Here is a 22,838-nt window from a genome sequence, read left to right as displayed (position 1 = left end):
TCTCGTCACGACAGCACTTCACTGCGGTAGTGGTACCGGCACACCTCGGTAAACCCCATGCTCTCGTACAACCGCAGCGCCGGCGAGTTGCCACCGTCGACCTGCAGATACATCCCCCCAGTTCCCAGGTCCGACGCCCAATCGGCCAACGAGCGCAACACCTCACCAGCCGCACCCCGTCCACGTGCTCGCGGCAGGGTGGCCATCCCGAACACACCGGCCCACCCGGAGTCGACGACCGCACGTCCCACCGCCACCAGTTCATCACCGTCGAACACGCCGACATAGGCGCTCGGCTGCTCCACCCGGACGAGCCTCTCCCACTCCGGCCGACAATCACCACCATCACCGTGCACCGCGCGCCACACGTCGAACCACGCCCCAGTGGGTAACTCCGTCAACCGGATCCCCGCACCGCTCGATCGCGCCCGGAATCGGACGTCGTCCACCGACGCCGCCCACAACGATATCGGAGTGTGCCGGTAGTAGCCGCGTTCGGCCAACAGCGCATCGAGCTCGACCGGGCAGACACCCGGCGTGAGCTGAAAAGTCGTCACCCTGCCGAACCCCGCGTAGAACCTCTCTGCCACCGAAACCGCACGCACCAGATCGTCCCGCCCGGGCACACCGTGCGGCAACACCGTGGCCGTCCACCACGACGAGCCGACGTCGTGGCGCAACCACCAATCACCGACACGTTCCACCCGCTCGGCGGGCAGCGCCCGAGCCACCCTCTCCTGCAACCGCCGCGCCGTCTCCGAACCGCACACGGAAATCGGCACCACCCTCGACACATCGGCAACCGGGCCACAAAGCGATACGGCCCCGCCCCTCAGCGCATCCCACCGTGGCGCACCGGACGTTCACGCGGCCAAGTGCCGCCAACTGTCCGGCTCGGCCCGCAGATACTCGGCGAAACTCCACGGCCGCCGCCCGGTGACGTGCTCGACCGTGTGGCTGGTCACCGAGGTTTCCCCCGAGGCGATGGCCAAATACGACCCCACCCAGGCGTCGACCTCCCACTGCTGGGCACCGGCCCGCGACTGGCGCGCCTCCTGCTCCGCCTCGGCATGATAGGTGATGTCACGACCGGTGACCTCACCGAGCAGCCGAGCGGTTTCGTGCAGATCCAGCGGCTCCGGCCCGGACACGTCGTAAACCCGGTCGGCGTGGTCGTCGTCGAGCAACACCTCCGTCGCCAACCGCGCCACGTCCCACCTGGCCACCCAGGCGGCCCGACCACTTCCAGCCGGCCCTCGGATCACCCCGTCGTCACCGACGAAACGCGGCACCAGGTCGGCATACATCGAATTGCGTAGCGCGGTCAACCGCATCCCGCCGGCGGCGATGGCCTGTTCAGTGGCCGAGTGCTCCCGAGCGAACGGAAACGTAGCGTGCGGAGCAGCCCCCATGAACGAGGTGTAGACGACACGACGCACCCCGGCCTCGGCCGCCGCGTCGATCACCGTGCGATGCAGCCACAACCGGGCCGGATCCTCGTGAGCGGAAACGAACAGCACCGTGTCCACACCACGAAACGCCCGCAGCAACGCCGCCTGGTCCGCATAGGACGCCCGCACCACCGAACAGTTCTCCACCCGGGGAAGACGTTCGGGGCTACGAGCCACGAGCCGCTGCGGCACACCACGCCGCTCGAGCAACCGACAGATCCCACTGCCGAGTTCACCGGTGACGCCGGTAAGCGCGATCGACTCCGCCAACATCGCACCCTTCAGCCGTGTGTGATCGATCGTATCCGACACACCACCACCACGCCGCCCACAAGGGCAACGACACGGTTCAGAGCAGGCTCAACTGCCGAGCAGCGGAGCGTTTGCCCCCCTCGTCACCATCGCGCACCGCCGTGTCACCCAGTTCGGCCAGGAACGGACTGGGCGTGCGCTGCCCCGCGGTGGACGTCTGGCCACGACGCGCCGCACGGGTCAGGTACAACCGCCGCTGGGCCCGCGTCATCCCCACGAAGAACAACCGCCGCTCCTCGGCGGTGTCGTCGCGCTGCTCGCCCGGCCAGCGCAGCGGCAACAACCCGTCCTCACAACCGGTCACGAACACAACCGGGTACTCCAGCCCCTTCGCGGCGTGCAGCGTCAAGAGCGACACCGCGTCCGCACGCGGATCCAACGCGTCGACCTCCGCGCCCAGCATGACCTCCCGGCAAAACCCGACCACGTCCTCACCGAAACGCGAAGCCAGCGGGGTCAACAACTCCACGGCCGCGTGCAGCTGTTCAACCTGCTCCCCCAGCGTCCCGGCCACAGTGGCGACGGCCTGCTCCAGCTGCCGCAGCACCGTGCCGGAGCGACGACCGCCATAACCGAGCTCCCGCAGCAACGGCTCCACCCCGGCGCGTGCCGACAGCGGGTCGTGACTGCGTTTCTGCACCGGAAATCCGTGCCGGGTCAACTCCTCGGCCAACACCCGCGACTGCGCATCGGTGCGGTAGACCACCGCGATGTCGCCGAACCCCAACGACGAGGTCTCGTAACCGTCGGCGCTGCCGCTGTCCAACGAATGGAAGGTGGCACCGCCGAGCATCCCGTCGACAGTGCGGGCCACGAACCTGGCCTCGGCCCGCTCGTCGGACGACCGATGCAGCACGATCGGGTGGTCACTGTCGGCACCCACCGGCCGCAACGTCCGCTCCGGAACCAGACTCTCCGGACGAATCGCCCGCACCGCGCCCTCGACGATGCGCCGCCCACTGCGATAGTTCCGCGTCAACGCCCGCACCGGAGCATCCGGATAGTCCCGCTCGAACCGCAGGAAAAACCCCACATCGGCGCCACGGAAACCGTAAATCGCCTGATCCGGATCACCGATGACAGTCAGATTGGCCGCAGCGGGCGCCAGCAACCGCAACAGGCGGTACTGCACCTCGTCGACATCCTGGTACTCGTCGACGCTGATCCAGCGATACCGCCGCCGATACCACTCGGCCAACTCGGGATCGGCCCCCAACAACTCGACCGGCAGCACCAGCAGATCGTCGAAATCCACCATCCCCTCCCGCCGCAGCGCCGCGGTGTAGCCGGGCAGCAACTCCGCGACCTCACCGGAAACCTCACCACCCCGACGAGCACGGGACAACCCCGAGACACACTGCCGCGCCCTGCGCTCGTCACCGGTCAACGACACCAGAATCCGGTGTCGCCGGTCGGCGTCGACGAGGGCGACGTCCTCGGGCAACCCCAGTGCGGCGTGGTTGTCCCGCACAATGCTCAACCCCAACGAGTGAAACGTCGCCACAGTGACCTCCCGGCCCTGTTCTCCCACCAACGCGGTGATCCGCCGGCTCATCTCCGCCGCGGCCCGCCGGGTGAACGTGATGGCCAAGCAGCTCGAAGCGGGCACATCCCGTTCCACGACCAGGTGAGCGATCCGGTGCGTGATCGTGCGGGTCTTACCCGTACCCGGCCCGGCAACGATCATCAACGGCCCGGACTCCACCTCGGCCGCGGCCCGCTGCTCGGCATCGAGCTCGGCCAGCATCCCAGTGGCCGGGGCCACGTCGACCCCTGCATCATCCGGGGTATCCGGAACATCCCGGGCGCCGGAGAGTTCCCGCTCCTGCTCCTCGATCGGTGCGGTGACCTCGCCAGCGAACGGTGGGGAAGTGGTGACGACCCCGTCGCCGACCGCCCCCGGTCCGCCCGCCGCGTCCGGCAGGGTAGGGGTGGTCAATTCGTCGTCGGCGAATAACGAGGCGGCACCGCCACCGCGCACCCGCGGGAGCTCTTCCGGCTCGAACACGCGAATCGTGCCGTACTCACCGTCAAAACCGGCTTCCCGGTGCACCACGCCCGTACGCAACCGCTCGATCGCCTCGGCCAACGCACCGCTGTCCCGCCGCAACCGCTCGACCGGAACATCCTCCAGAATGGCCAGTTCGGAACCGTGCCGCGCCGTGAGCTCGCTGATCTCACCGAAGACCTTCTTGCTCTTGGGCCCGACACCCCGGATCTCACCGACGATCTCCGGAAGCGGTATCAGATTGCGGTATCCCGCCGCACCGGACGGGCGCACACCCTCCGGACGATCCGCCAGCGCATCCACCCGGTTGAGCACCCCCACCGTCAACGGTTTGCCACAGTCCGGACACCTGCGCCCGTGACGCCGCGTCTCGGCCGGATCGAACCGCACCCCGCACTTGCGGTGCCCGTCGAGGTGATACTTGCCCTCCTCGGGGAAAAACTCCACCGTCCCCTCGAAACCAACACCGGTCTCCAACGCACGACGCATCGCGAAATAGTCAAGCTCGGTGTCGAACACAGTGGCTTCCCGAGCCAACATCGGCGGTGAATGCGCGTCAGAATGGCTCACCAGGGTGTACCCGTCCAACGCCGACAGTCGCCAGTTCATCTCCGGGTCACTGGACAACCCCGTCTCCAGCGCGAAAACGTGGCCCGCCAGATCCCGGTAACACTCACCGATCGAATCGAACCCGGCCTTGGATCCCAGAACGGCGAACCACGGAGTCCAGATATGAGCGGGCACCAGATACGAACCCGCCCCGGACTCCAACGTGATCTCCAGCAGATCCCGCGCGTCCAACCCCAGAATAGGACGCCCGTCCGAACCCAGATTGCCGATGTTTCCGAGTCTGCGGCTGAATTCCTCGGCCGCGTCGAAATCCGGGACATAGCACAAATGGTGAATCTTGCGGGTATAGTCCCCGTACTTGTAGATCGTGGCGATCTCCACCGAGAGCATGAACCGCACCGGAGTGTGACACTCGGTGGGCAACGTGCGCAGCACCGCACGCTCGTACTCCGGACGCAGCCGCAACAGTCCCGGCTCGGCCGGCTCCAGAACCTCACGCAGATGCGCACGCCAAGCCGGATGTGTGAAGTCCCCGGTACCCACCACCGTGACCCCCTTGCGACACGCCCACCAGGCCAGATGCTCGATGTCGCAGTCCTTGCTGCACGCGCGGGAATACTTGGAGTGGATATGCAAGTCAGCGTAGAAGCGCACCCGTCGATCTTGCCAAACCAGCCACCCCGGTCACGCCCGGGCCACACAGCACCCCGCACGAACCCGACGCGGCTCCTCTCGACAAGGCCGACACCTTCGGGGACCCCGACAAACACGCGGGGCCGGTGGAAACATCCGCAACCACCGACCCCGCACACCGCACGAACGGATCAGACCAGGCCCAACCCGCGCACGGTCTCACGCTCGTCGACCAACTCCTGCACCGAAGCGTCGATACGCGGACGGGAGAACTCGTCGATGTCGAGTCCCCGAACGATCTCGTAACGCCCGTCCCGAGCGGTCACCGGGAAGGACGAAATCAGACCCTCCGGCACACCGTAGGAACCGTCGGAAACCACACCCGCCGACGTCCAGTCACCCTCGGCCGTACCGTTGACCCAGGTGTGCACGTGATCGATGGCCGCGTTGGCCGCCGACGCCGCCGACGAAGCCCCACGAGCCTCGATGATCGCCGCACCACGCTTGGCCACGGTCGGGATGAACTCATCACTCATCCACTGCCGCTCGACCTGCTCCGCGGCGATCTTGCCGCCCACCTCGGCGTGGAACAGATCCGGGTACTGCGTCGCCGAATGGTTACCCCAGATCGCCAACCTGCGGATCTCGTCGACACCCACACCCAGCTTGAGCGACAACTGCGCCAACGCACGGTTGTGATCCAGCCTGGTCATCGCCGTGAAACGCTCCGCGGGCACATCCGGAGCGTGAGCCTGGGCGATCAACGCGTTCGTGTTCGCCGGATTGCCCACGACCAGGACCCGCACATCATCCGCCGCGTTGGCATTGATGGCCTCACCCTGCGGTTTGAAGATGCCACCATTGGCCTCGAGCAGATCACCGCGCTCCATCCCCTGCGTACGGGGACGAGCACCCACCAACAAGGCAATGTTGGTGCCCTCGAAGGCACGCCGCGTGTCATCGGTGACCTCGATACTGCGCAGCAACGGGAACGCGCAGTCGGTCAGCTCCATCGCCGTCCCCTCAGCGGCCTTGACCGCCTGCGGAATCTCCAACAACCTGAGATTGATCGGGGTATCCGGACCGATGAGCTGGCCGGACGCGATCCGAAACAGCAACGCGTAACCGATCTGACCAGCAGCGCCGGTGACAGTGACGGTAACGGGGGAACGAGTCATGGAGTTCTCTCCTGGTCGCCGGGTATTGCCGAAGCGATGCTATCCACCCGAACACCACGATCCGGGCGCCCCCGCCACGGATCACACTCCAGCCACCGGCCATACCGAAACGAAACCGATTCAGCCGAAACCCCCGCACAACGATCCAACGACACAATCGACACACCCGGTCACCACCACCGCACGACACACGTCGTGTTTCGCCACACATCACGATCCAACAGAATGAAGTCATGCTGCAGGTCTGCCTCAACGGTGCCCGGGGCATTCGGGAACACCACCACCTACCCGTGCAACCACCGAACCTCGCCGCGGCCGCAGCACACAGCGTCGCCGCGGGTGCCGAGGACATCCACGTACACCCCAAAACCCACGACGGCGCCGACAGCCTCGACGCCACCACGGTGGCCGCCGCCGTCAACGCGATCCGCGCCGCCGCCCCTGGCATCGCAGTGGGAATCCCCACCACCGCCTGGACCACCCCCGACACATCCTCCCGGCTCGACGCCATCGCGAGCTGGACCGTCCTCCCGGACCACGCCTCGGTCGACTGGCACGAACCCGACGCCGAACGAATCGCCCAGGCACTGCTGAAACGCGGGATCGGCATCGAAGCCGGCATCCACTCCGGAACCGATGCGAGCGAACACTTCGCCCAATGGCCCCACCGCGAGCAGGCACTCCGCATCCTCGCCGAGGTCGTCGACCCCACCGCCACGGGCGCGACAGCCACCGCCGAAACACTGCTGGCACGAATCCGCCCCACCCGCACACCCATCCTGCTGCACGGCAGGGCCGCCGGTGCCTGGCCGGTACTGCGCCTCGCAGAACAACAGGGCCTGCACACCCGAATCGGGCTGGAAGACACCCTGCTGCTTCCCGACGGCACCATCGCCGACGACAACGCCCAACTCGTCACCGCCGCACTACACATCAGAACGGCACGTGGCTGACCCCACGGCACGACTCTTCGCAGGGACTCGTCGCAGGGACTCGTCGCAGGGCAGGGGAGCAGTAGTACCGCGTTTTCGGATCACCGCCCCGTACGCCGCGCTCGAGGGGATCGCACTGTTCTACAACGGACAGGCACCACAACCGGACAACCGTTCTCGCAGCGGGCAGTAGACCGCACCGCGGGTTCCGAGGAGCACGACCACGAACCACGCATCGGCGCTCTACCTGCTTTCCCGGGCCCGTACAGGACAGGGCGCAGCTCGGGAGGAGAGCGGACCCGCCACTGCGAAATCCATTACTTAACATAATGTGTATTATCGGCTAAATTGGTGCCCGGCGTATCCGATGGTCGCGGCGACCGCTCTCGGCGTTCTTTCACCTTCCAACTGTTGGCGGTGCCCGCAAGGTGCTGAGTGCCCGCTCAGAGGACCCTGAGGACGACTCCGACGGTGCTTCCGCTGTCTGGCGGGCCGGGACGATGATCTCGGGATGTCCATGGGTCCGTGGAAGTGCGGATTCGTCACCGTGATGACGCTGTCTCGTGCGGAGAGAAATCGGAACGTGTCACCGTGCTTGTGCCGATGTCGGCCGAGAGACACCGACACGTCCCCACTCCGAGCCGACCCTCCGTCCCCTCCCGTGAAACGTGGATAACAAATATTATCCATCATTTTGGGGTGTCGACTTTTCACGCCGAGGTCGACCGGTGACATGCTCACCGAGGGTTCCGGGTGCACGGATCCTGGCAGGCGTGGTTCACCGCCGGCAGCGGCAGTGAACGCACCCGGGCGGCGTTCTCGACCCCGACCGCCGCTGTCACCGCCCCCGCCACGCACAGTCCGGCGGAGATGAACATGGCTGTCGCGTACCCCTGCCCCAGCGGTTGCCCCGCGGCGATCCCGGAGAGCCCCGCCAGCGGCGGCAGTACCGCCACCGCCAGCAGCCCGGCCATCCGCGATATGGCGTTGTTGACGCCGGAGGCGACACCGCCGTGTTCGCGTCCGACCGAGGCCAGCACGGCCGAGGTCAGCGGTGCCACCGTGACCGACAGTCCGAGGCCGAAGACCAGCACGGCGGGCAGCACGGTCGTCGCATAGTCCGTTCCGGGCATCACACGTGTCATCAGCACGAGCCCGCAGGCACACACCAGCGGGCCGATGGTCATCGGCCACCGCGGACCGATCCGCTGCGCCAGTGCTCCCATTCTGCTGGACAGCAGCAGCATGACCACGGTGATCGGCAAGGTGGCGAGTCCCGCGGCCATCGCCGAGTAGCCGAGCGTCTGCTGCAGCTGCAACGACAGCAGGAACAACGCCGAGCTCAGGGCACCGTAGACGGTGAACGTGGTGAGGTTGGCCCCGACGAACTGGCGCGAGCGGAACAGCGACAGCGGCAGCAACGGTGCGGACTGCTTCGCCTCGACGAACGGGAAGGCGAGCAGAGCCACCGTCCCGACGATGGCCGCGAGCACGGTGATCGGGTTCCAGCCGTGCGCGGGGGTTTCGATCAGCGCGTACACGGCACCGGTCAGTCCGAGCGTGACCGCCATCGCGCCGATGAGGTCGGGCGGTCCCGAGATGGTGGGATCGCGGGTCTCGGGAACGTGGCGCCGGGTGACCAGCAGGGCGATCGCGGCGATGGGAAGGTTGATGAGGAACACCCAGCGCCAGGAGGCGGTGTCGACCAACCAGCCGCCCACGAAGGGTCCGATCGCGGCGGCGATGCCGGTCAGTCCCGCCCAGGTGCCGACGGCTTTACCGCGGTCGTCCTGGCTGATGGAGGCGTTGATCAGGGCGAGGCTGCCCGGAACCAGCAGTGCACCACCGATGCCCTGCACCAGCCGGGCCGTGATCAGTTCCGCTCCCCCGCTGGCGAGTCCGCAGCCCAGTGAGGCCAGGGTGAACAGCACCAGTCCGGCGCTGAAGACGCGTCTGCGGCCGTATCGGTCCCCGAGTGCTCCTCCCAGCAGCAACAGGGAGCTCAGTGTCAGCAGGTAGGCGTCGAGCACCCACTGCAGCAGGGCGAAGGTGCCGCCGAGGTCACGGCTGATGGCGGGCAGCGCGACGTTGACCACCGATCCGTCGAGGAAGGCGACTCCGGAGCCGAGCATGGTGGCGAGGATGATCCACCGTCCTCGTGCGGAGCGCAGTGGCACGGGGTCGTCGGCGCGGTGAGCGCTCATCGGGTGAGGATAACCGTTGTGGGCGGCTTCGGCCGGGGTGTTGTCGCGGACTGTGGTTCCTAGTGGTGTTCAGGGGCGCCACCGGTGGTGGTAGCCGGGGCGGTCGTTGTAGGGCAGCCCGAGCAGGGCTCGGGTGAGACATCCGCGTTCGTCCTCGTGGGGGAACGAGGTGTTGAGGGCGTCGCAGGGGCCGTGACCGGTGCCGCAGTATCGGTGCTGGTCGAGGACGCGGGCTTTGAGTTCGCATTCGCGGAATCCCCGGGCGATGCGGGTGGTGGAGCAGGTGGCGGCTCCGGATTCGCCGTCTCGTCGGGCGTCGGTGAGGCGTTCCAGGTCGTGCAGGATCTGTGTGCGCAGGAATTCCCGGAACCGGTCCACGATCGCCCTCCTCGCCTGGTCCTGGCTTCGGCCGTCCCGTTCGTGGTGCGGCCACGGGCATCATTGTCGATCATGGACCGGGGCGGGTTCGGGTGTGGTGCGGTCAGTCGGGACACGAATGCGCTGGGTATCGGCGTGTGTGGTTGTCGTGATCAGGGTGGGGGTCGCATGCTGTGGTTGTTACGGTCGTTGGTTCCGAGGGGGGCGTCATGGCGTCGTGTGAGGTTTGTGGCAATGACTACTGGATGACCTTCGAGGTGCGTACGGCGGGTGACCAGGTGCACGTGTTCGATTCGTTCGAGTGCGCGGCGCACCGGTTGGCTCCGTCCTGCGAGCACTGTGGGTGCCGTGTGCTCGGGCACGGTGTGGAGGATTCGGGGCAGTTCTTCTGCTGCGCGCATTGTGCGCGGCAGGCGGGTGCGTCGATGGCCGACCAGCTGCGGGACGCGGTGGGGGCTCATCCGGGTTGAGCGGGCCCGGTGAACGTCGTTCCGGCCGGTTTTTCGGTGCCGATGTGTCCGGGTGCCCCCCGGTAGGGGTTTCCCGGGCATCGGCTCGGCGTCGCCGGTTGCTTCGTGGTGGGTGTGGCTAGATGCCGGTGGTGCTGTCGAGGCGTTCCCGCAGTAGGTCGGCGTGGCCGTTGTGGCGGGCGTACTCCTCGATCATGTGCACGTAGATCCAGCGCAGGTTGACGTCCTGGCCGCCGAGGTCGCCGGTGTCGGTCAACGAGTGCTCGCGGCAGCCGCGGCGGGCGTGTTCCACCTCGGTGTGCCAGGTGTGCAGGGCGTCGTGCAGGGTGGTGTGCTCGGCCAGTTCGAATCCGCCGTCGGTTCCGTCGGTTCGGGCCTGCTCGGTGTGGGTGGTGGCCAGTTCCTCGGCGTCCAGGATCCGGCGGAACCAGGTGCGTTCCACCTCGGTCATGTGTTGGACGAGGCCGGTCAGGGTCAGTTCGGACGGTGGGACGGTGGCGGTGGCCGCCTGGGTGTCGTCCAGTCCTTCGCATTTTCGGGCGAGGGTGGCGCGGTGGAAGTCGAGCCACCCTTCGAGTACGGCGCGTTCGTCGGCGTCGAGGGGTGGCATGGGGCGTTCGGTGCTATTCACCGGTTGATTATCGCACCTGGTGTGAGGAATTCACTTTTCAGACTGGATCGGTGCGTTTGCTTCGGCGTTTCGTGTGACGATGTGTGAGTGAGTCGGCTACTGCTCGCGGGCGTGTGCCAGCGCGGCGCTGACGCTGTCGTGGCAGGTCAGGCTGGCGTTTATGCCGGTGAGGTCGAGCAGGCGGGGCACGCAGCCCTGGCCGGGGACCACGTGCATGTCGATGCCGCGTTGGTCGGCGCGGCGTTGGGCTTTGAGGAGCAGTTCTGCTCCGGTGGTGTCGATGAACGAGACCATGCTCAGGTCCACGATCAGTGTTCGCAGGGCGGCTGCGGTGAGGCGTTGCCGGATGAGTTCGGTGACTCGGGGGGCCGCGGCGAGGTCGATATCTCCGTTCATGCTCACCACCACCACACCGGGGGCGGGGCGTTGCACCGACATGCGCAGCGCTGGGTCGAGTCGGTGTTGCCCCTGTGCGAGTTCCTCTTCACCCGCTCGCCTGGTGGGCACGGTCGGCTGGGGCGGGTTCGCCGGGGTGGTGTCGGGCTGGTCGCTGTGGACCGACTGTGGTGTGGGTCGAGAAACGATCACGTTTCCTCCTGCGGCGTCCGCCGGGTGGCGAGGAGGTGGCGGGCACGGCGCGTTGCTCGGTTACGCCGTGTCGCGTTTTGACTACTTTTCGCCAGATGTGGTTCCCACCGTAGTGGCCCCGTTGGTGGTGCTACAACCGCTGGGGCGTCGGGTCGGCGGATACATGCGGGGTCAGGTGTCGCGGTGGGGGGTGGTTTCGGCGAGCATGGGGATGATTCCCCCGGCCAGCACGGCGTTGACCTGGCGGGGGGACAGCCGGTGGCCGACTCGGTAGTCGGTGCCGCGGGTGGTGTTGTGCAACGTCAGGGTGTGGTGCTCGGGCAGTTGCCGGTGTAGGTCGTCGAGGTGGAGCACATCGCCGTGGTCGATGTCGTCGTAGTCGGCCGGGTCGGTGAATTCCAGTGGCAGGATGCCGAAGTTGATCAGGTTCTGCCAGTGGATCCGGGCGAAGGATTTGGCCACCACCAGCCGTAGCCCCAGGTGGCGGGGTGTGATGGCGGCGTGTTCCCGGGAGGAGCCCTGTCCGTAGTTGTCACCGCCGATCACCGCGTGCGGGTGGTGGTGTCGGCGGGCCCGCTGGGGGTAGTCGGGGTCGAGTCGGGTGAAGGTGTATTCGGCCAGTGCCGGGACGTTGGAGCGCAGCGGTAGTGCTTGCGCACCGGCGGGTGAGATCTCGTCGGTGGAGACGTTGTCGCCGGTTTTGAGTAGCACGGCCGTTTCGAGGTGTTGCGGTGGTGGCGCCAGGTCCGGCAGTGCGGAGATGTTGGGGCCTTTGACGGGCTGGATGCGCAGCGCCTCGGTTTCCTCGGGCGGTGCCAGCAGCATGGCGGTGTTGACGGAGCTGTGTTCGGGTTCTTCGACGGTGTCGTCGGTGAGGCCGAGCCGCTCGGCCAGTTCCCGGGGGTCGGTGATGCTGCCGGTCAGTGCGGCGGCAGCGGCGGTTTCCGGTGAGCACAGCCACACCGAGTCCTCGGGGGTGCCGGAGCGGCCGGGGAAGTTGCGGGGAAACGTTCGTAGCGAGTTCTGTCCCACCGCCGGGGCTTGGCCCATGCCGATGCAGCCCATGCAGCCGGACTGGTGGATGCGTGCTCCCGCGCCGATCAGGTCGGCGACGGCGCCGGAGCGCGCCAGGTCCTGCAGGATCTCGCGGGAGGTGGGGTTGATGTCGACGCTGACCGCGTCGCTGGTGGAGCGGCCGCGCAGCATGCGGGCGGGGACGGCGAAGTCGCGCAGCCCCGGGTTGGCCGAGGAGCCGATCACGGTTTGGCTCACTTCGCGGCCGGCGACGTCGCTGACCGGGACGACGTTGTCGGGCGCGGAGGGTTGGGCGATCAGCGGCTGCAGGCCGGTCAGGTCGATTTCGTCGGTGAGGTCGTAGGTGGCGTCGGGGTCGGCGGCCAGCTCGGTGAAGTCGTGTTCGCGTCCTTCGGCGCGCAGGAACCGCCGCACGGCCTCGTCGGCGGGGAACACGGTGGTGGTGGCGCCGAGTTCGGCGCCCATGTTGGCGATGACGTGGCGGTCCATGGCCGACAGCTCGGCCAGGCCGGGGCCGTGGTATTCGATGATGCGGTCGACTCCCCCTGTGACGGTGTGTCGGCGCAGCATTTCCAGGATGACGTCCTTGGCCGAGACCCAGGGGGGCAGGTGTCCGGTCAGGCGCACTCCCCAGATTTCGGGCATGCGCAGGCGCAGGGGTTCGCCGGCGATGGCCAGGGCGACCTCGAGTCCGCCCACCCCGATGGCGAGCATGCCCAGTGATCCGGCGGCGCAGGTGTGCGAGTCGGAGCCGACCATGGATTTGCCCGGGATGCCGAACCGCTGCATGTGGGTGGGGTGGGACACGCCGTTGCCGGGTTTGGAGTACCACAGCCCGTAGCGCTGTGCGGCGGTGCGCAGGAATTCGTGGTCCTCGGCGTTTTTCTCGTCGGCCTGCAGCAGGTTGTGGTCGACGTACTGCACGCTGACCTCGGTGCGGGCGCGCCGCAGCCCCAGTGACTCGAGTTCCTGCATGACCAGTGTGCCGGTGGCGTCCTGGGTCAGGGTCTGGTCGACCGACAGCGCCACCTCGTGACCGGGAGTCATGTGGCCGTCGACGAGGTGTTCGGCGATGAGTTTGTGCGCCAGGGTGCGTGCGGGCACGGCGGGACTCCCCTTTCGTGATCGTGCGCTCACCGGGTGCCGGCGCCCTGGTTGGGGCTCGGCCCGGGTGGGCCGTGTTCGGGTTACCCGCCGTGGTTGGTGTTGAAACGATCAGCCGGGCAGCACGCGGCGCGGTCGGGGATGTTCACCGCCGGTGGGTGCGTCAGTGTGGGGTCGCGGGCTCCAGCGGCAGGGTGGCTACGGCGCGGCTGGTCAGGCTGCCGAGGTAGAGCGTGCCCCGGTGCTGGCGCACTCCGGTGACCATCCCGAAGTCGCCCACCGGCGCGGCGAGTTCGTGCATCACTCGCCCGTGGGTGTCGACGGCCAGCAGCCACAGCGTTTCGGCGGGCTGTGGTTGCAGCGGTTGCGGTAGTGCGGCGGCCAGGCGCAGCAGCGCCGGGGCGTGGGTGTGGGCGGTGTCGAGCAGGCGGCTGCGTGCCGCGGCCTGGGTCACCCAGATCAGCCCGTCGGTGCCGGTGGAGATGTTGTCGGGGAAACCGGCCATCGCCGACAGCATCGTGTCGCTGCTGCCCGCGCGGGGCCCGGTCAGCATCACGCGGCGCAGCCGGTAGGCGCCGGTTTCGGCCACCACCACGCTCGTCTCGTCGGGGGTCAGTGCCACCCCGTTGGCGAATTGCAGCCCGTCGAGCAGCACCTCGGCGGGCCCGTCCGGCGGTAGGCGCCACAACCGGCCGGTGCCGGAGTGTTCCATGAGGTCGTGCCGCCACCGGGACAGTGGGAATCGGCGGGAGGAGTCGCTGAAGTACACGGTGCCGTCGGTGGCTACGGCGGCGTTGTTGCACAGTGCTGGCCGTCCCGGGCCGCCGCCGGGGAGCAGGGTGTGGACGTGGCCGTGCCGCGGGTCGATTCGCAGCAGCCCGCGTTCGGCGTCGCAGACCAGCAGCGCCCCGTCGGGCAGCGTTTCGATGCCCAGCGGACGGCCGCCGGTGTCGGCCAGCACCCGCAGCTGCCGCCCGTCCTGGTCGAGGGCGAGCAGGCGGCCGTCGTCGACGCCGGTGATGATCCGGTCGTGTTCGTCGAGCACGACGTCTTCGGGCCCGAGGCCGTTGACCGGCAGCAGGCGCGGGGCGGCGAGCCGTCGTGGCTGGGTGCGGCGGGCTCGGGGTGGGCGCCACCCACGGGGGCGGATCCCGGTGGTCATGGTCGGCTCCTGGTGTGTGGGCGGCGGTGTGGGGACAACGACGGCGCTGCCGTCGGGTGACGCGGCGGTGGCGTGGCGGGTCCGTGGTGGTTATGTGTCCTGGTCGGCGGGTGTGATGTCGAGGATCTGGTCGCGGTCGATGTCGAGGTGGGCGGCGGCCGAGGCGGTGTTGACGGCCACGGCCAGATGCCCGGCCGAGTCGGCCAGGACCAGGCAGTCGCCCTCGGCGACGTCGCCGAAGGTGCGGCCGTACCGGGCGGTGAACCGGCCTGTGGGGGTGGTGATCAGCAGCGGGTCGCCGTGGTTCCAGGGTGCCCGCGTCGCGGGCAGCGCCAGCTGCAGGTTGCCGAAGTGGTCGATGGTGATCACCTGGGCCCGCACGTTGCGGCCGTGGCTGCTGGAGTGGGGTGTGGGGGCTGGCACGAGTTGTTCGGGAGAGAGCACGGGTCCCGCTGTGCGGATGTCGGCGCCCAGCGCGGCGGCCGCGGCCACGGGGGCGAAGACGTCGCGTCCGTGGAAGGTGGCCGAGACGTCGGGCAGCCACCAGTCCGGTTCGGCCAGTTCCACGGCGGTGGTGATCCCGCCGAGCCGGTCGGCCGGGGCGAGCAGCACACCGTTGTCCGGCCCGACGAGCAGGCTGCCGGAGGTGGTTTCCAGTGCGATGCCGCGCCGGGCGGTTCCCACACCGGGGTCGACGACGACCAGGTGCACCGCGGTGGGCAGGTAGGGCACGGTCTGGGTCAGCACCGCCGAGGCGGCGGTGATCGCCTGTGGGGGAATGTGGTGGCTGATGTCGATGACCGACGCGCCGGGGGCGTGGCGGGCCAGCACTCCTCGGCAGGCGGCGACGAACCCGTCAGCGGTGCCGTAGTCGGTGGTAAACGAGATCCACGGGTAGCGCGGTTGATCGTTCATGGCTCCATCGTGGCACCGTCGCCGCCGGCCGGGGTGGTGACCGGTGTGCTCGCTCGGCCCGGCTCGGTGGGGCGGTCGCCGTCGGTGTGCCGCTGTGCCCCGGCCAGCCGCACGGTCAGTGTTTCCTGTTCGTCGAGGTCGACGTGCACGGTCTTGCCCTCCGGGGCGGGGTGTTCGGTCAGCAGGGTGGCGATGCGGTTGTGCAGTTCCCGTTCGATGACCCGCCGCAGCTGCCGCGCCCCGAACTCGCGGTGTTCGCCGCGGTGCACGAGCCATGCCACGGCGGGCTCGGTGATCTCCAGCCGCATACCCCGGCTGCGCAGCCGCTGCCGGGTGTGCTCCAGCAGCGACTCGGCGATGTCGACCAGCGCGTCGGTGGTCAGCGGCTGGAACGGCACGATCTCGTCGATGCGGTTGACGAACTCCGGTCGCAGCCGCGCGCTCAGCGCGGCGACGGGGTCGAACGGAGACTGGTCGGGCTCGGCGGCGAGCAGTGCCTGCTCGGCTCCGATGTTGGAGGTCATGATCACCACGGTGTTGCTGAAGTTCACGGTGGTGCCGTTGGAGTCGGTGAGCCTGCCCGCGTCGAGCACCTGCAGCAGCGTGTTGAGGATGTCGGGGTGGGCTTTTTCGATCTCGTCGAGCAGCAGCACGCTGTAGGGGTGGGTGCGGATGCTGTTGGTGAGTTGGCCGGGTTCGTCGTGGCCGAGATAGCCGGGTGGGGCACCGATCAGGCGGGAGACACTGTGCTTTTCCTGGAATTCGCCCATGTCGAACCGCACTGTGCGGTCGCTGTCGGAAAACAGCGCGGCCGCCAGCGCCCGCGCCAGTTCCGTTTTGCCCACCCCGGTGGGGCCGGTGAACACGAAGCTGCACAACGGGCGGTCCGGGTCGGACAGGCCGGTGCGGGCGCGGCGGATGGCGTCGGCGACGGTGCGGGTGGCCTGTGGCTGGCCGATGACGCGTTCGGACAGTCGGGTGTCGAGTTCGCGGAGTTTGCCGCGTTCGGTGGTGCCGAGTTCGGTCAGCGGCAGGCCGGTGCGCTCGGCGACGACTTCGGTGACGGTGTCGGTTCCCAGTAGTGGCCGGGTGGCGGTGCCGGTGGGCTCGCGGTCGTGCCGTAGTCGCAGGCGGGCGCAGGCCTGGTCGAGCACGTCGACGGCCTTGTCGGGCAGGAAACGGTCGGGGATGTGGCGCTCGGCCAGCGTGGCGGCGTGCCGCAGCGCCCGTTCGTCGATGCGGATGCGATGGTGCTGCTGGTAGCGCTGCCGCAGTCCCCGCAGGATCGCGGTGGTCTCGGCCACCGTGGGTTCGGGCACCGTGACGGGGTGGAACCGTCGTTCCAGGGCCGGGTCCTTTTCGATGTGCCTGCGGTATTCCTCGGTGGTGGTGGCGCCGATCAGGGGAAGTTCACCGCGTGCCAGGGCGGGTTTGACCACGGTGGCCGCGTCCAGCGCGCCGTCACCGGCTCCGGTGCCGATCAGCGCGTGGATCTCGTCGACGAACACGATCAGGTCCTGCCGGTGTTCGGTGACTTCACGCAGCAGTTCCCGCAGTCGTCGTTCGAAGTCCCCGCGGTGTTGCGCGCCCGCGACGAGGCCGGTGACGTCGAGGGAGACGAGTCGGCGGCCCGCCAGCAGCGGCGGCGCGGTGTTGGTGCTGATGCGGTGGGCCAGCCCTTCCACGATGGCGGTTTTGCCCACTCCGGCCTCCCCGAGCAGCACGGGGCTGTTCTTGCCGCGCCGTGCCAGCACCTCCACGATCTGGTCGATCTGGTGGTCCCGTCCTGTCACGGGGTCGATGTCGCCCGCGGCGGCGCGGGCGGTGATGTCCACACCGAACTCGTCCAGCCACGGCGTGGCGGGGTGCGTGGTGTCGTGGTGGTCCTGCTCGGTGTGCTCGGCGGGGCCGGCGCGGTGGTGCTCGCCCTGTTCGATCGCCCGTGCCAGTGCTCGCCCCGCCGCGGAGTCGGCGTCGGTGGCCACACCCAGCAGCAGGTGCCGCGTCCCGAGCTGGGCGGCGCCCTCGTGCCGCGCCTGCCGGTAGGAACCCAGCAGGGCGTGCCGTGCGGCGCTGGTCAGCCAGGGGCGCGGGTCGGCCGAGCCGCCGGTGGCCTCGTGCGCCCCGGCCAGGGTGCGCAGGCTGCGGGCCAGCCGGTCCACGGCCACCCCGGTCTCGCGCAGCATCGAGGCGGTGGGGCCGGTCTGGGTCAGTGCCCACAGCAGGTGGGTGTCGTCGAGGGCGGTGTGGCCCCAGTCGCGGGCGGCGTGCACGGCTGTGGACAGCACCGTGCGGGCCTGCTCGTCGAGCACACCGGTCTGCCCGCGGTGGGTGGTGTCGCTGCCGGTGTCATCGCCGCGGGCGCGCAGCAGTTCGTCGAGCAGCGACTCGACACCCGGTGACGGTTCGAAGGCCCGGCCGCTACTCACGTCGCACTCCCGATCGGCGTGGCTGGTCGTGGTGTGGTCCCACGGTGATCACGCTGTCCATCCTGGCCAATACCGATGTGGCGGTGTGCGGGTGGTGCCTATCCCGGCACGCCGTGGCCCAGCAGCCGGTGCAGCTCCTCGTCGGTGACCGGCCGGAAGTCGCGGTACCACTGCCCCACCGCGGAGAACGCGGTGGGAGTGCTGGGGCACACCAGCAGGTCGACCTCGCCGGACAGCGCCGCCACGGCCTCGGGAGAACCGACCGGCACGGCCAGCACGACGCGGGCCGGCTCGTCCTGGTGGACTCGCCGGATCGCGGCGCGGGCGGTGGCGCCGGTGGCCAGCCCGTCGTCGACGACGATCACGTCCCGGCCGGACAGTTCCACCGGCGCCTCGTGCTGGTAGGCCCGCTCCTGCCTGCGGGCCTCGGCCCGTTGCTGCTGGCACTGGGTGCTGAGCTGTTCGGCGTCGAGCCCGAAGGCCCCCAGCAGCCGCTGGTCGTAGGTGGGCGGGCCCTGCGCGGCCACCGCGCCCAACGCCAGTTCCGGCTGGCCGGGTGCGCCGATCTTGCGGGCCACGCAGGCCCGCACCGGGGCGTGCAGCGCCGCGGCCACTTCCGCGGCCACCGGCACCCCGCCGCGGGCCAGCCCCAGCACCACCGGCTCGACCAGCCGGTGCTGGGCCAGTTGCCCGGCCAGGACACGCCCCGCGTGGGCGCGGTCGGTGTAGACCGTGTCGCTGTCGAAGGCATCGCGGTTGCCCATGGTCGGCCTCCTTCGGGCCGCGGTGCGGGTGCGGCGCCGTCGACGTCCCGAGGTCCCTGGTGTCAGGGTGCCCACCTCGATGTGCGGGGAAAACCCACCTGACACGGTGCGGGCGGGGTTGTCAGTCCCGGAAGGCCCCGACGCGCAGGGTGCGCAGCCGGTTGAGCGCGGCGGCGAGTTCGAAACGACGCGGCACGGCGAAGTCGCCGACGTAGCGGTCGTCGACGGCGTGGATGCCGCGTTTGGCGACTTCGGCGTCGTAGGCGTCGAGCACCTCGTGCACGGTGCGGCTGCCGTCGAGCATGCCGGAGCGGGCGCAGGTGACCAGCGCCAGGCCGATGCCGGTGACCTGGCTGGGGTCGACCAGCTGTTCCACGGCCCGCAGTTCCACGGTGGACTGTCCCAAGGTCAACGCGTCGGTGCCGCGCGAACGCACCTTCGGCCGGTCGGTCTCGATCGACCTGGGGTCGGGCACGCGGGCACGGGTGTCGGGAAACGTCTCGGCTTCCCGATGCCGCCCGGTGGGGGTGGTGGCCAGGGCGCGGGCTCGGTCGGTGACCTCGTAGCAGCGGTAGGAGTCCAGCATCAGCACCCGGTCGGCGACGTCCATGTAGTCACCGGAGCCGCCCATGACCATCACGGTGGACACCCCGTGCCGCTGGTGCAGCGGGCGGATGAGGTCCAGGAACGGTGTCAACGGCTCGGAGTCCTTGGCCACCAGTTCCTGCATCCGCGCGTCGCGGATCATCAGGTTGGTCGCGGCGGTGTCCTCGTCCAGCAGCAGCGCGTTCGACCCGGCTTCGACCGCTTCGACGATCGAGGCTGCCTGCGAGGTCGAGCCCGAGGCGTTGTCGGTGGAGAAGTCGCTGGTGTCCGAGCCGGTGGGCAGGTGGCTGACGAAGGGGCTGACGTCGACGCGGTGCACGCGCCTGCCGTCCTCGGCGCGGACCTTGACGGTGTCGGGGGTGCACACCACCAGCTCCCGGCCGTCGCCGGGAACATGGTCGTAGATGCCGTGTTCCAGGGCGCGCAGCAGGGTGGACTTGCCGTGGAAACCACCGCCGACGATCAGGCTGATGCCTTCGGGGATGCCCATGCCGGACACGCGCCCCCGGTTGGGCAGGTCGAACTCCACCCGCAGCGATTCCGGGGAGGAGAAGGGCACTGCCTGCTGCAGCGGGCGGTCGTCGATGCCGCTGCGGCGGGGAAGCACCGCGCCGTCGGCGACGAAGGCCACCAGGTTGTGCGGGGCGAGTTCGCGCCGCAGCGCGTCGGTGTCCTCGATGGAGTCGACGAACTCACGCACCCGGGACTGGTCGGCGGTGTGCCACCGCAGCGCGGCCTCGACGGTGTCGGGCAGATCGCGGCACAGCGCCTGCTCGGCCTGCTTGCCGTCGATGCTGCGTCCGCGTCCGGGCATGTCGATGCCCAGGCGCAGGACCACGGTGCCGTCGACGATCTGGCAGGCGCTGCGGTCGAGGACCTGTTGCCTGCCCGCGTCGACGCTGAGTTTGCTGTCTTTGAGTCGGCGGTGCACCGCCCGCACCAGCACCCCGGCGAGCCCGCGGGCTCGTGCCGGGTTGGACCACAGGTCGGGGGGAAACCCGGCGTGTTCGGGGGTGACGCGGACTTCGCAGCGGCTGGCCGGGGCGTAGGGGTCGGGCTGGACCCGCTGTATCTGCAGCGTGAACCCGTCGAAGGACCAGGTGCCGGTCAGCGACTTGTAGCGCCCGTAGCTGGCGCCGTGCATCGACCTGAGTTGGTCGCGTAGCCCCTGGGCGGTGCGATTGGTCGGTTCGGCCGATTGACCACGCCCACTCGGGCCACGATTGTTACTCGCTCGTTGTGCCATCCCCCGATGGGTACCCGAGCCGTCGGTGAATATCCAATCGAGTTCTCCCCGGCGCGTGTGACAGGGCCTGACGGGGCGCTTTCGGTAGCCTCCCAGCCGGGTCACGGCGACACGGTGCGTGTTTGAACGCGCGATCGTCACCACCCGAATCATCGAGGAGGATCACCGTCGTGAGCGATGTCAGCTCCGCAGCCAGCCGATCACGTCGACACCCCGGGACGAAACCGCGCCGCGCGGCCCGCCTGGCGGGTGTGCTCGCTGTCACCGTGGTGGGACTGGCCACACCCGCCGCAGCGGCCACCCACGCCCCCAGCCCTCTCACCTCCGGCGCCACCGTCGCCGGGATGGACGTCAGCGGGCACCAGGGCACGGTGAACTGGAACTCCGCCTGGCGCCGGGGCGCCCGATTCAGCTACGTCAAAGCCACCGAAGGCACCGGGTTCCGCAGCCCGACCTTCTCGTCGCAGTACGAAGGGGCGCTGCGTGTGGGAATGCTGCGCGGGGCCTACCACTTCGGCCGCCCCGACCTGTCCGGCGCGGCCGAACAGGCCCGGTTCTTCGTCGCCAACGGCGGCGGATGGTCCCCCGACGGGCACACCCTGCCGGGAGCGCTGGACATCGAGTACAACCCGTACGGGCCCGACGACTGCTACGGGCTCTCCCCCGCCGCCATGTCCGACTGGATCGCCGAATTCAGCGACACCTACCGTTCGTTGACCGACCGTTTCCCCGCCATCTACACCACCCGGCACTGGTGGAACACCTGCACCTCGGCCAACCCGGACTTCGCGGGCAACAATCCCCTGTGGGTCGCGCGGTACGGCCCACGGGTGGGGGAGCTTCCCGCGGGCTGGGGCAGTCACGCGATCTGGCAACACGACAACCGGGGAACGTTTCCCGGCGACCAGAACCTGTTCAACGGCGACATGGCCGCGCTGAAACGGTTCGCCACCACGGCCCCGTGACACCCGCAGTGTGAGACCAGCAGCCCCACATCCCGAGTCCGGACGGGCACCGGCCCCAGCCGGTGCCTCCGGTGGCCGCCGCTAGCCCAGCATCTGCTCGGAAACAGCCCGGTCGGCGGCGATGGCCTCGAACAGCCGGGACGCCCGCTGCGAATCCCACTGCACCACCGACTGGCCGTTGAGACTGTCGAACCCGGCGATGGGCACCGTGCCGGACAACCCCTCGCCGGAGGAAATGTCGCCCATCGCTCCCGCCAGCCCCGCCAGGTGCCACACGTGATCACCGTTGTCGAGCAGGAACGTGTCGCCGGTGGCCGAGATCAGCGGAAACGTCCGGAACGGGTTGAGCAACGTCGTCGGGCTGGTGGTCTTGTCGATCAACGCCCCCAGCAGTTTGCGCTGGTTCTCCACCCGCTGCAGATCCCCGTCGGCGTAGGCGCGGCTGCGCACGAAACCCAACGCCTGCGACCCGTCGAGCCGCTGGCACCCGGCGGAGAGGTTCACACCCGCCTTGGGGTCGTCCATCGGCTGGTCCAGACACATCTCGACCCCGCCGACCGACTCGACCAGATTGGCGAATCCCCCCAGGCCGATCTCGGCGTAGTGATCCATGTGCACCCCGGTGATCGTTTCCACCGTGCGCACCAGCAGCTGCGGGCCGCCGAACGCGAACGCCGCGTTGAGCTTGTTCCGCCCGTGCCCGGCGATGGGCACCGAGGAGTCCCGCGGCAGACTGACCAGTACCGGTTTGCCTCCACCGGCGGGAATGTGCATCAGCATCATGGTGTCGGTGCGCCTGCCTCCGGCATCGCCCGCCGAAAGCTCCTCACGCTGCGACTCGTCGAGTCCCTCACGGCTGTCGGAACCCACCAACAACCAGTTCGTGCCGGGCGTGTCCTCGACCCGCCCCGAGTAGTCGGCCAACGCGTCGGTGCGCTGCAGCGAACTGTCGACATAGACCACGAGGCCCACCAGCAGCAGCACCACCAGCAGCAGCGTGAGACCGATCCCGCGGCCCCACCGTCGTTTCTTCCCGCGCTTGGGGGTCGAAGCCGAACCGGAACCGGAATGCCCGCGGGACGACGACCTCCCCCCGCGCGAACCGCCGGCACGGTAGTAGTCGTATCCGCCCCGTTGCTGCCCGCGGGACGCCGAGCCTCGCCCGTTCGGCTGCTTCGCCGACCAATCGCTCATGCCCGGTAATTTATCCGCGTCCCCCACCCTCGCCGAAACGGGCCATCACCCGACAGACACCCG

General features: G+C 69.0%; 18 protein-coding genes. 3 read left to right on the top strand and 15 right to left on the bottom strand.

The window, feature by feature from the left end:
- Positions 1–5: 5 nt before the first annotated feature.
- The 4 genes from J2S53_RS04275 to J2S53_RS04260 all read right to left on the bottom strand — a co-directional run bounded on the left by J2S53_RS04275 (position 6) and on the right by J2S53_RS04260 (position 6,152).
- Positions 6–782 (bottom strand): GNAT family N-acetyltransferase, encoded by a 777-nt coding sequence (locus tag J2S53_RS04275; protein ID WP_456239847.1) that lies wholly within the window; start codon positions 780–782, stop codon positions 6–8.
- An 81-nt stretch (positions 783–863) separates the two neighbouring features.
- Entirely contained in the window at positions 864–1,724 is an 861-nt protein-coding gene (locus J2S53_RS04270; protein ID WP_456242699.1) for an SDR family oxidoreductase, read from the bottom strand.
- Positions 1,725–1,800: 76 nt separating this feature from the next.
- Positions 1,801–4,995 (bottom strand): UvrD-helicase domain-containing protein, encoded by a 3,195-nt coding sequence (locus J2S53_RS04265; protein WP_456239846.1) that lies wholly within the window; start codon positions 4,993–4,995, stop codon positions 1,801–1,803.
- 170 nt (positions 4,996–5,165) lie between these two features.
- Entirely contained in the window at positions 5,166–6,152 is a 987-nt protein-coding gene (locus tag J2S53_RS04260) for a malate dehydrogenase (RefSeq protein WP_456239845.1), read from the bottom strand.
- Positions 6,153–6,385: 233 nt separating this feature from the next.
- Here J2S53_RS04260 and J2S53_RS04255 point away from each other — a divergent pair, with 233 nt between their 5' ends.
- On the top strand, positions 6,386–7,105 hold the full coding sequence (locus J2S53_RS04255) for a 3-keto-5-aminohexanoate cleavage protein (protein ID WP_456239844.1): 720 nt from the start codon (positions 6,386–6,388) through the stop codon (positions 7,103–7,105).
- A gap of 716 nt (positions 7,106–7,821) precedes the next feature.
- Here the strand turns inward: J2S53_RS04255 and J2S53_RS04250 are convergent.
- On the bottom strand, positions 7,822–9,288 hold the full coding sequence (locus J2S53_RS04250) for an MFS transporter (RefSeq protein ID WP_456239843.1): 1,467 nt from the start codon (positions 9,286–9,288) through the stop codon (positions 7,822–7,824).
- Between the two features lie 69 nt (positions 9,289–9,357).
- Positions 9,358–9,666, bottom strand: coding sequence for a DUF6221 family protein (locus tag J2S53_RS04245; protein WP_456239842.1), 309 nt, complete (start codon positions 9,664–9,666; stop codon positions 9,358–9,360).
- Between the two features lie 209 nt (positions 9,667–9,875).
- On the opposite strand from J2S53_RS04245, the gene J2S53_RS04240 reads away from it, so the two are divergent.
- Positions 9,876–10,136 (top strand): Prokaryotic metallothionein, encoded by a 261-nt coding sequence (locus tag J2S53_RS04240; protein WP_092926716.1) that lies wholly within the window; start codon positions 9,876–9,878, stop codon positions 10,134–10,136.
- A gap of 118 nt (positions 10,137–10,254) precedes the next feature.
- On the opposite strand, the gene J2S53_RS04235 is transcribed toward J2S53_RS04240, so the two are convergent.
- From J2S53_RS04235 to J2S53_RS04200, 8 genes are all read right to left on the bottom strand, one after another.
- The gene (locus J2S53_RS04235) at positions 10,255–10,767 is read right to left on the bottom strand and encodes a DinB family protein (protein ID WP_456239841.1); all 513 of its coding nucleotides are present in this window, start codon (positions 10,765–10,767) and stop codon (positions 10,255–10,257) included.
- A gap of 96 nt (positions 10,768–10,863) precedes the next feature.
- Positions 10,864–11,355, bottom strand: coding sequence for an STAS domain-containing protein (locus J2S53_RS04230; protein WP_456239840.1), 492 nt, complete (start codon positions 11,353–11,355; stop codon positions 10,864–10,866).
- A gap of 171 nt (positions 11,356–11,526) precedes the next feature.
- Entirely contained in the window at positions 11,527–13,494 is a 1,968-nt protein-coding gene (locus tag J2S53_RS04225) for an aconitate hydratase (RefSeq protein WP_456239839.1), read from the bottom strand.
- Between the two features lie 163 nt (positions 13,495–13,657).
- Complete coding sequence (locus tag J2S53_RS04220; protein ID WP_456239838.1) at positions 13,658–14,656, bottom strand: SMP-30/gluconolactonase/LRE family protein; 999 nt, start codon at positions 14,654–14,656, stop codon at positions 13,658–13,660.
- A gap of 90 nt (positions 14,657–14,746) precedes the next feature.
- A complete protein-coding gene (locus J2S53_RS04215) occupies positions 14,747–15,571 on the bottom strand; it encodes an SAM hydrolase/SAM-dependent halogenase family protein (RefSeq protein ID WP_456239837.1) in 825 nt (274 codons plus the stop codon).
- Positions 15,568–18,000: an ATP-dependent Clp protease ATP-binding subunit gene (locus tag J2S53_RS04210; protein ID WP_456239836.1), complete on the bottom strand. Its 2,433-nt coding sequence runs from the start codon at positions 17,998–18,000 to the stop codon at positions 15,568–15,570. The genes J2S53_RS04215 and J2S53_RS04210 overlap by 4 nt, the downstream gene beginning before the upstream one ends.
- Positions 18,001–18,098: 98 nt before the next feature.
- Positions 18,099–18,764, bottom strand: coding sequence for a phosphoribosyltransferase (locus J2S53_RS04205; RefSeq protein ID WP_456239835.1), 666 nt, complete (start codon positions 18,762–18,764; stop codon positions 18,099–18,101).
- Positions 18,765–18,885: 121 nt separating this feature from the next.
- Positions 18,886–20,616: an ABC-ATPase domain-containing protein gene (locus J2S53_RS04200; RefSeq protein WP_456239834.1), complete on the bottom strand. Its 1,731-nt coding sequence runs from the start codon at positions 20,614–20,616 to the stop codon at positions 18,886–18,888.
- A gap of 170 nt (positions 20,617–20,786) precedes the next feature.
- On the opposite strand from J2S53_RS04200, the gene J2S53_RS04195 reads away from it, so the two are divergent.
- Complete coding sequence (locus tag J2S53_RS04195) at positions 20,787–21,581, top strand: lysozyme (RefSeq protein ID WP_456239833.1); 795 nt, start codon at positions 20,787–20,789, stop codon at positions 21,579–21,581.
- A gap of 81 nt (positions 21,582–21,662) precedes the next feature.
- On the opposite strand, the gene J2S53_RS04190 is transcribed toward J2S53_RS04195, so the two are convergent.
- Positions 21,663–22,775 (bottom strand): LCP family protein, encoded by a 1,113-nt coding sequence (locus J2S53_RS04190; protein WP_456239832.1) that lies wholly within the window; start codon positions 22,773–22,775, stop codon positions 21,663–21,665.
- Positions 22,776–22,838 lie beyond the last annotated feature (63 nt).

It is taken from the genome of Actinopolyspora lacussalsi (assembly GCA_030803735.1).
Classification (GTDB): domain Bacteria; phylum Actinomycetota; class Actinomycetes; order Mycobacteriales; family Pseudonocardiaceae; genus Actinopolyspora; species Actinopolyspora lacussalsi.
Note: the sequence above shows the minus strand (reverse complement) of the source record. Positions and strands in the feature narration are given on the sequence as shown.

Excerpts from the sequence above, each read along its gene's own strand:
- J2S53_RS04270 (WP_456242699.1), bottom strand. The coding sequence starts at position 1,724 with ATGTTGGCGGAGTCGATCGCGCTTACCGGCGTCACCGGTGAACTCGGC.
- J2S53_RS04260 (WP_456239845.1), bottom strand. The coding sequence starts at position 6,152 with ATGACTCGTTCCCCCGTTACCGTCACTGTCACCGGCGCTGCTGGTCAG.
- J2S53_RS04255 (WP_456239844.1), top strand. The coding sequence starts at position 6,386 with ATGCTGCAGGTCTGCCTCAACGGTGCCCGGGGCATTCGGGAACACCAC.
- J2S53_RS04250 (WP_456239843.1), bottom strand. The coding sequence starts at position 9,288 with ATGAGCGCTCACCGCGCCGACGACCCCGTGCCACTGCGCTCCGCACGA.
- J2S53_RS04240 (WP_092926716.1), top strand. The coding sequence starts at position 9,876 with ATGGCGTCGTGTGAGGTTTGTGGCAATGACTACTGGATGACCTTCGAG.
- J2S53_RS04220 (WP_456239838.1), bottom strand. The coding sequence starts at position 14,656 with ATGACCACCGGGATCCGCCCCCGTGGGTGGCGCCCACCCCGAGCCCGC.
- J2S53_RS04215 (WP_456239837.1), bottom strand. The coding sequence starts at position 15,571 with ATGAACGATCAACCGCGCTACCCGTGGATCTCGTTTACCACCGACTAC.
- J2S53_RS04205 (WP_456239835.1), bottom strand. The coding sequence starts at position 18,764 with ATGGGCAACCGCGATGCCTTCGACAGCGACACGGTCTACACCGACCGC.
- J2S53_RS04200 (WP_456239834.1), bottom strand. The coding sequence starts at position 20,616 with ATGGCACAACGAGCGAGTAACAATCGTGGCCCGAGTGGGCGTGGTCAA.
- J2S53_RS04190 (WP_456239832.1), bottom strand. The coding sequence starts at position 22,775 with ATGAGCGATTGGTCGGCGAAGCAGCCGAACGGGCGAGGCTCGGCGTCC.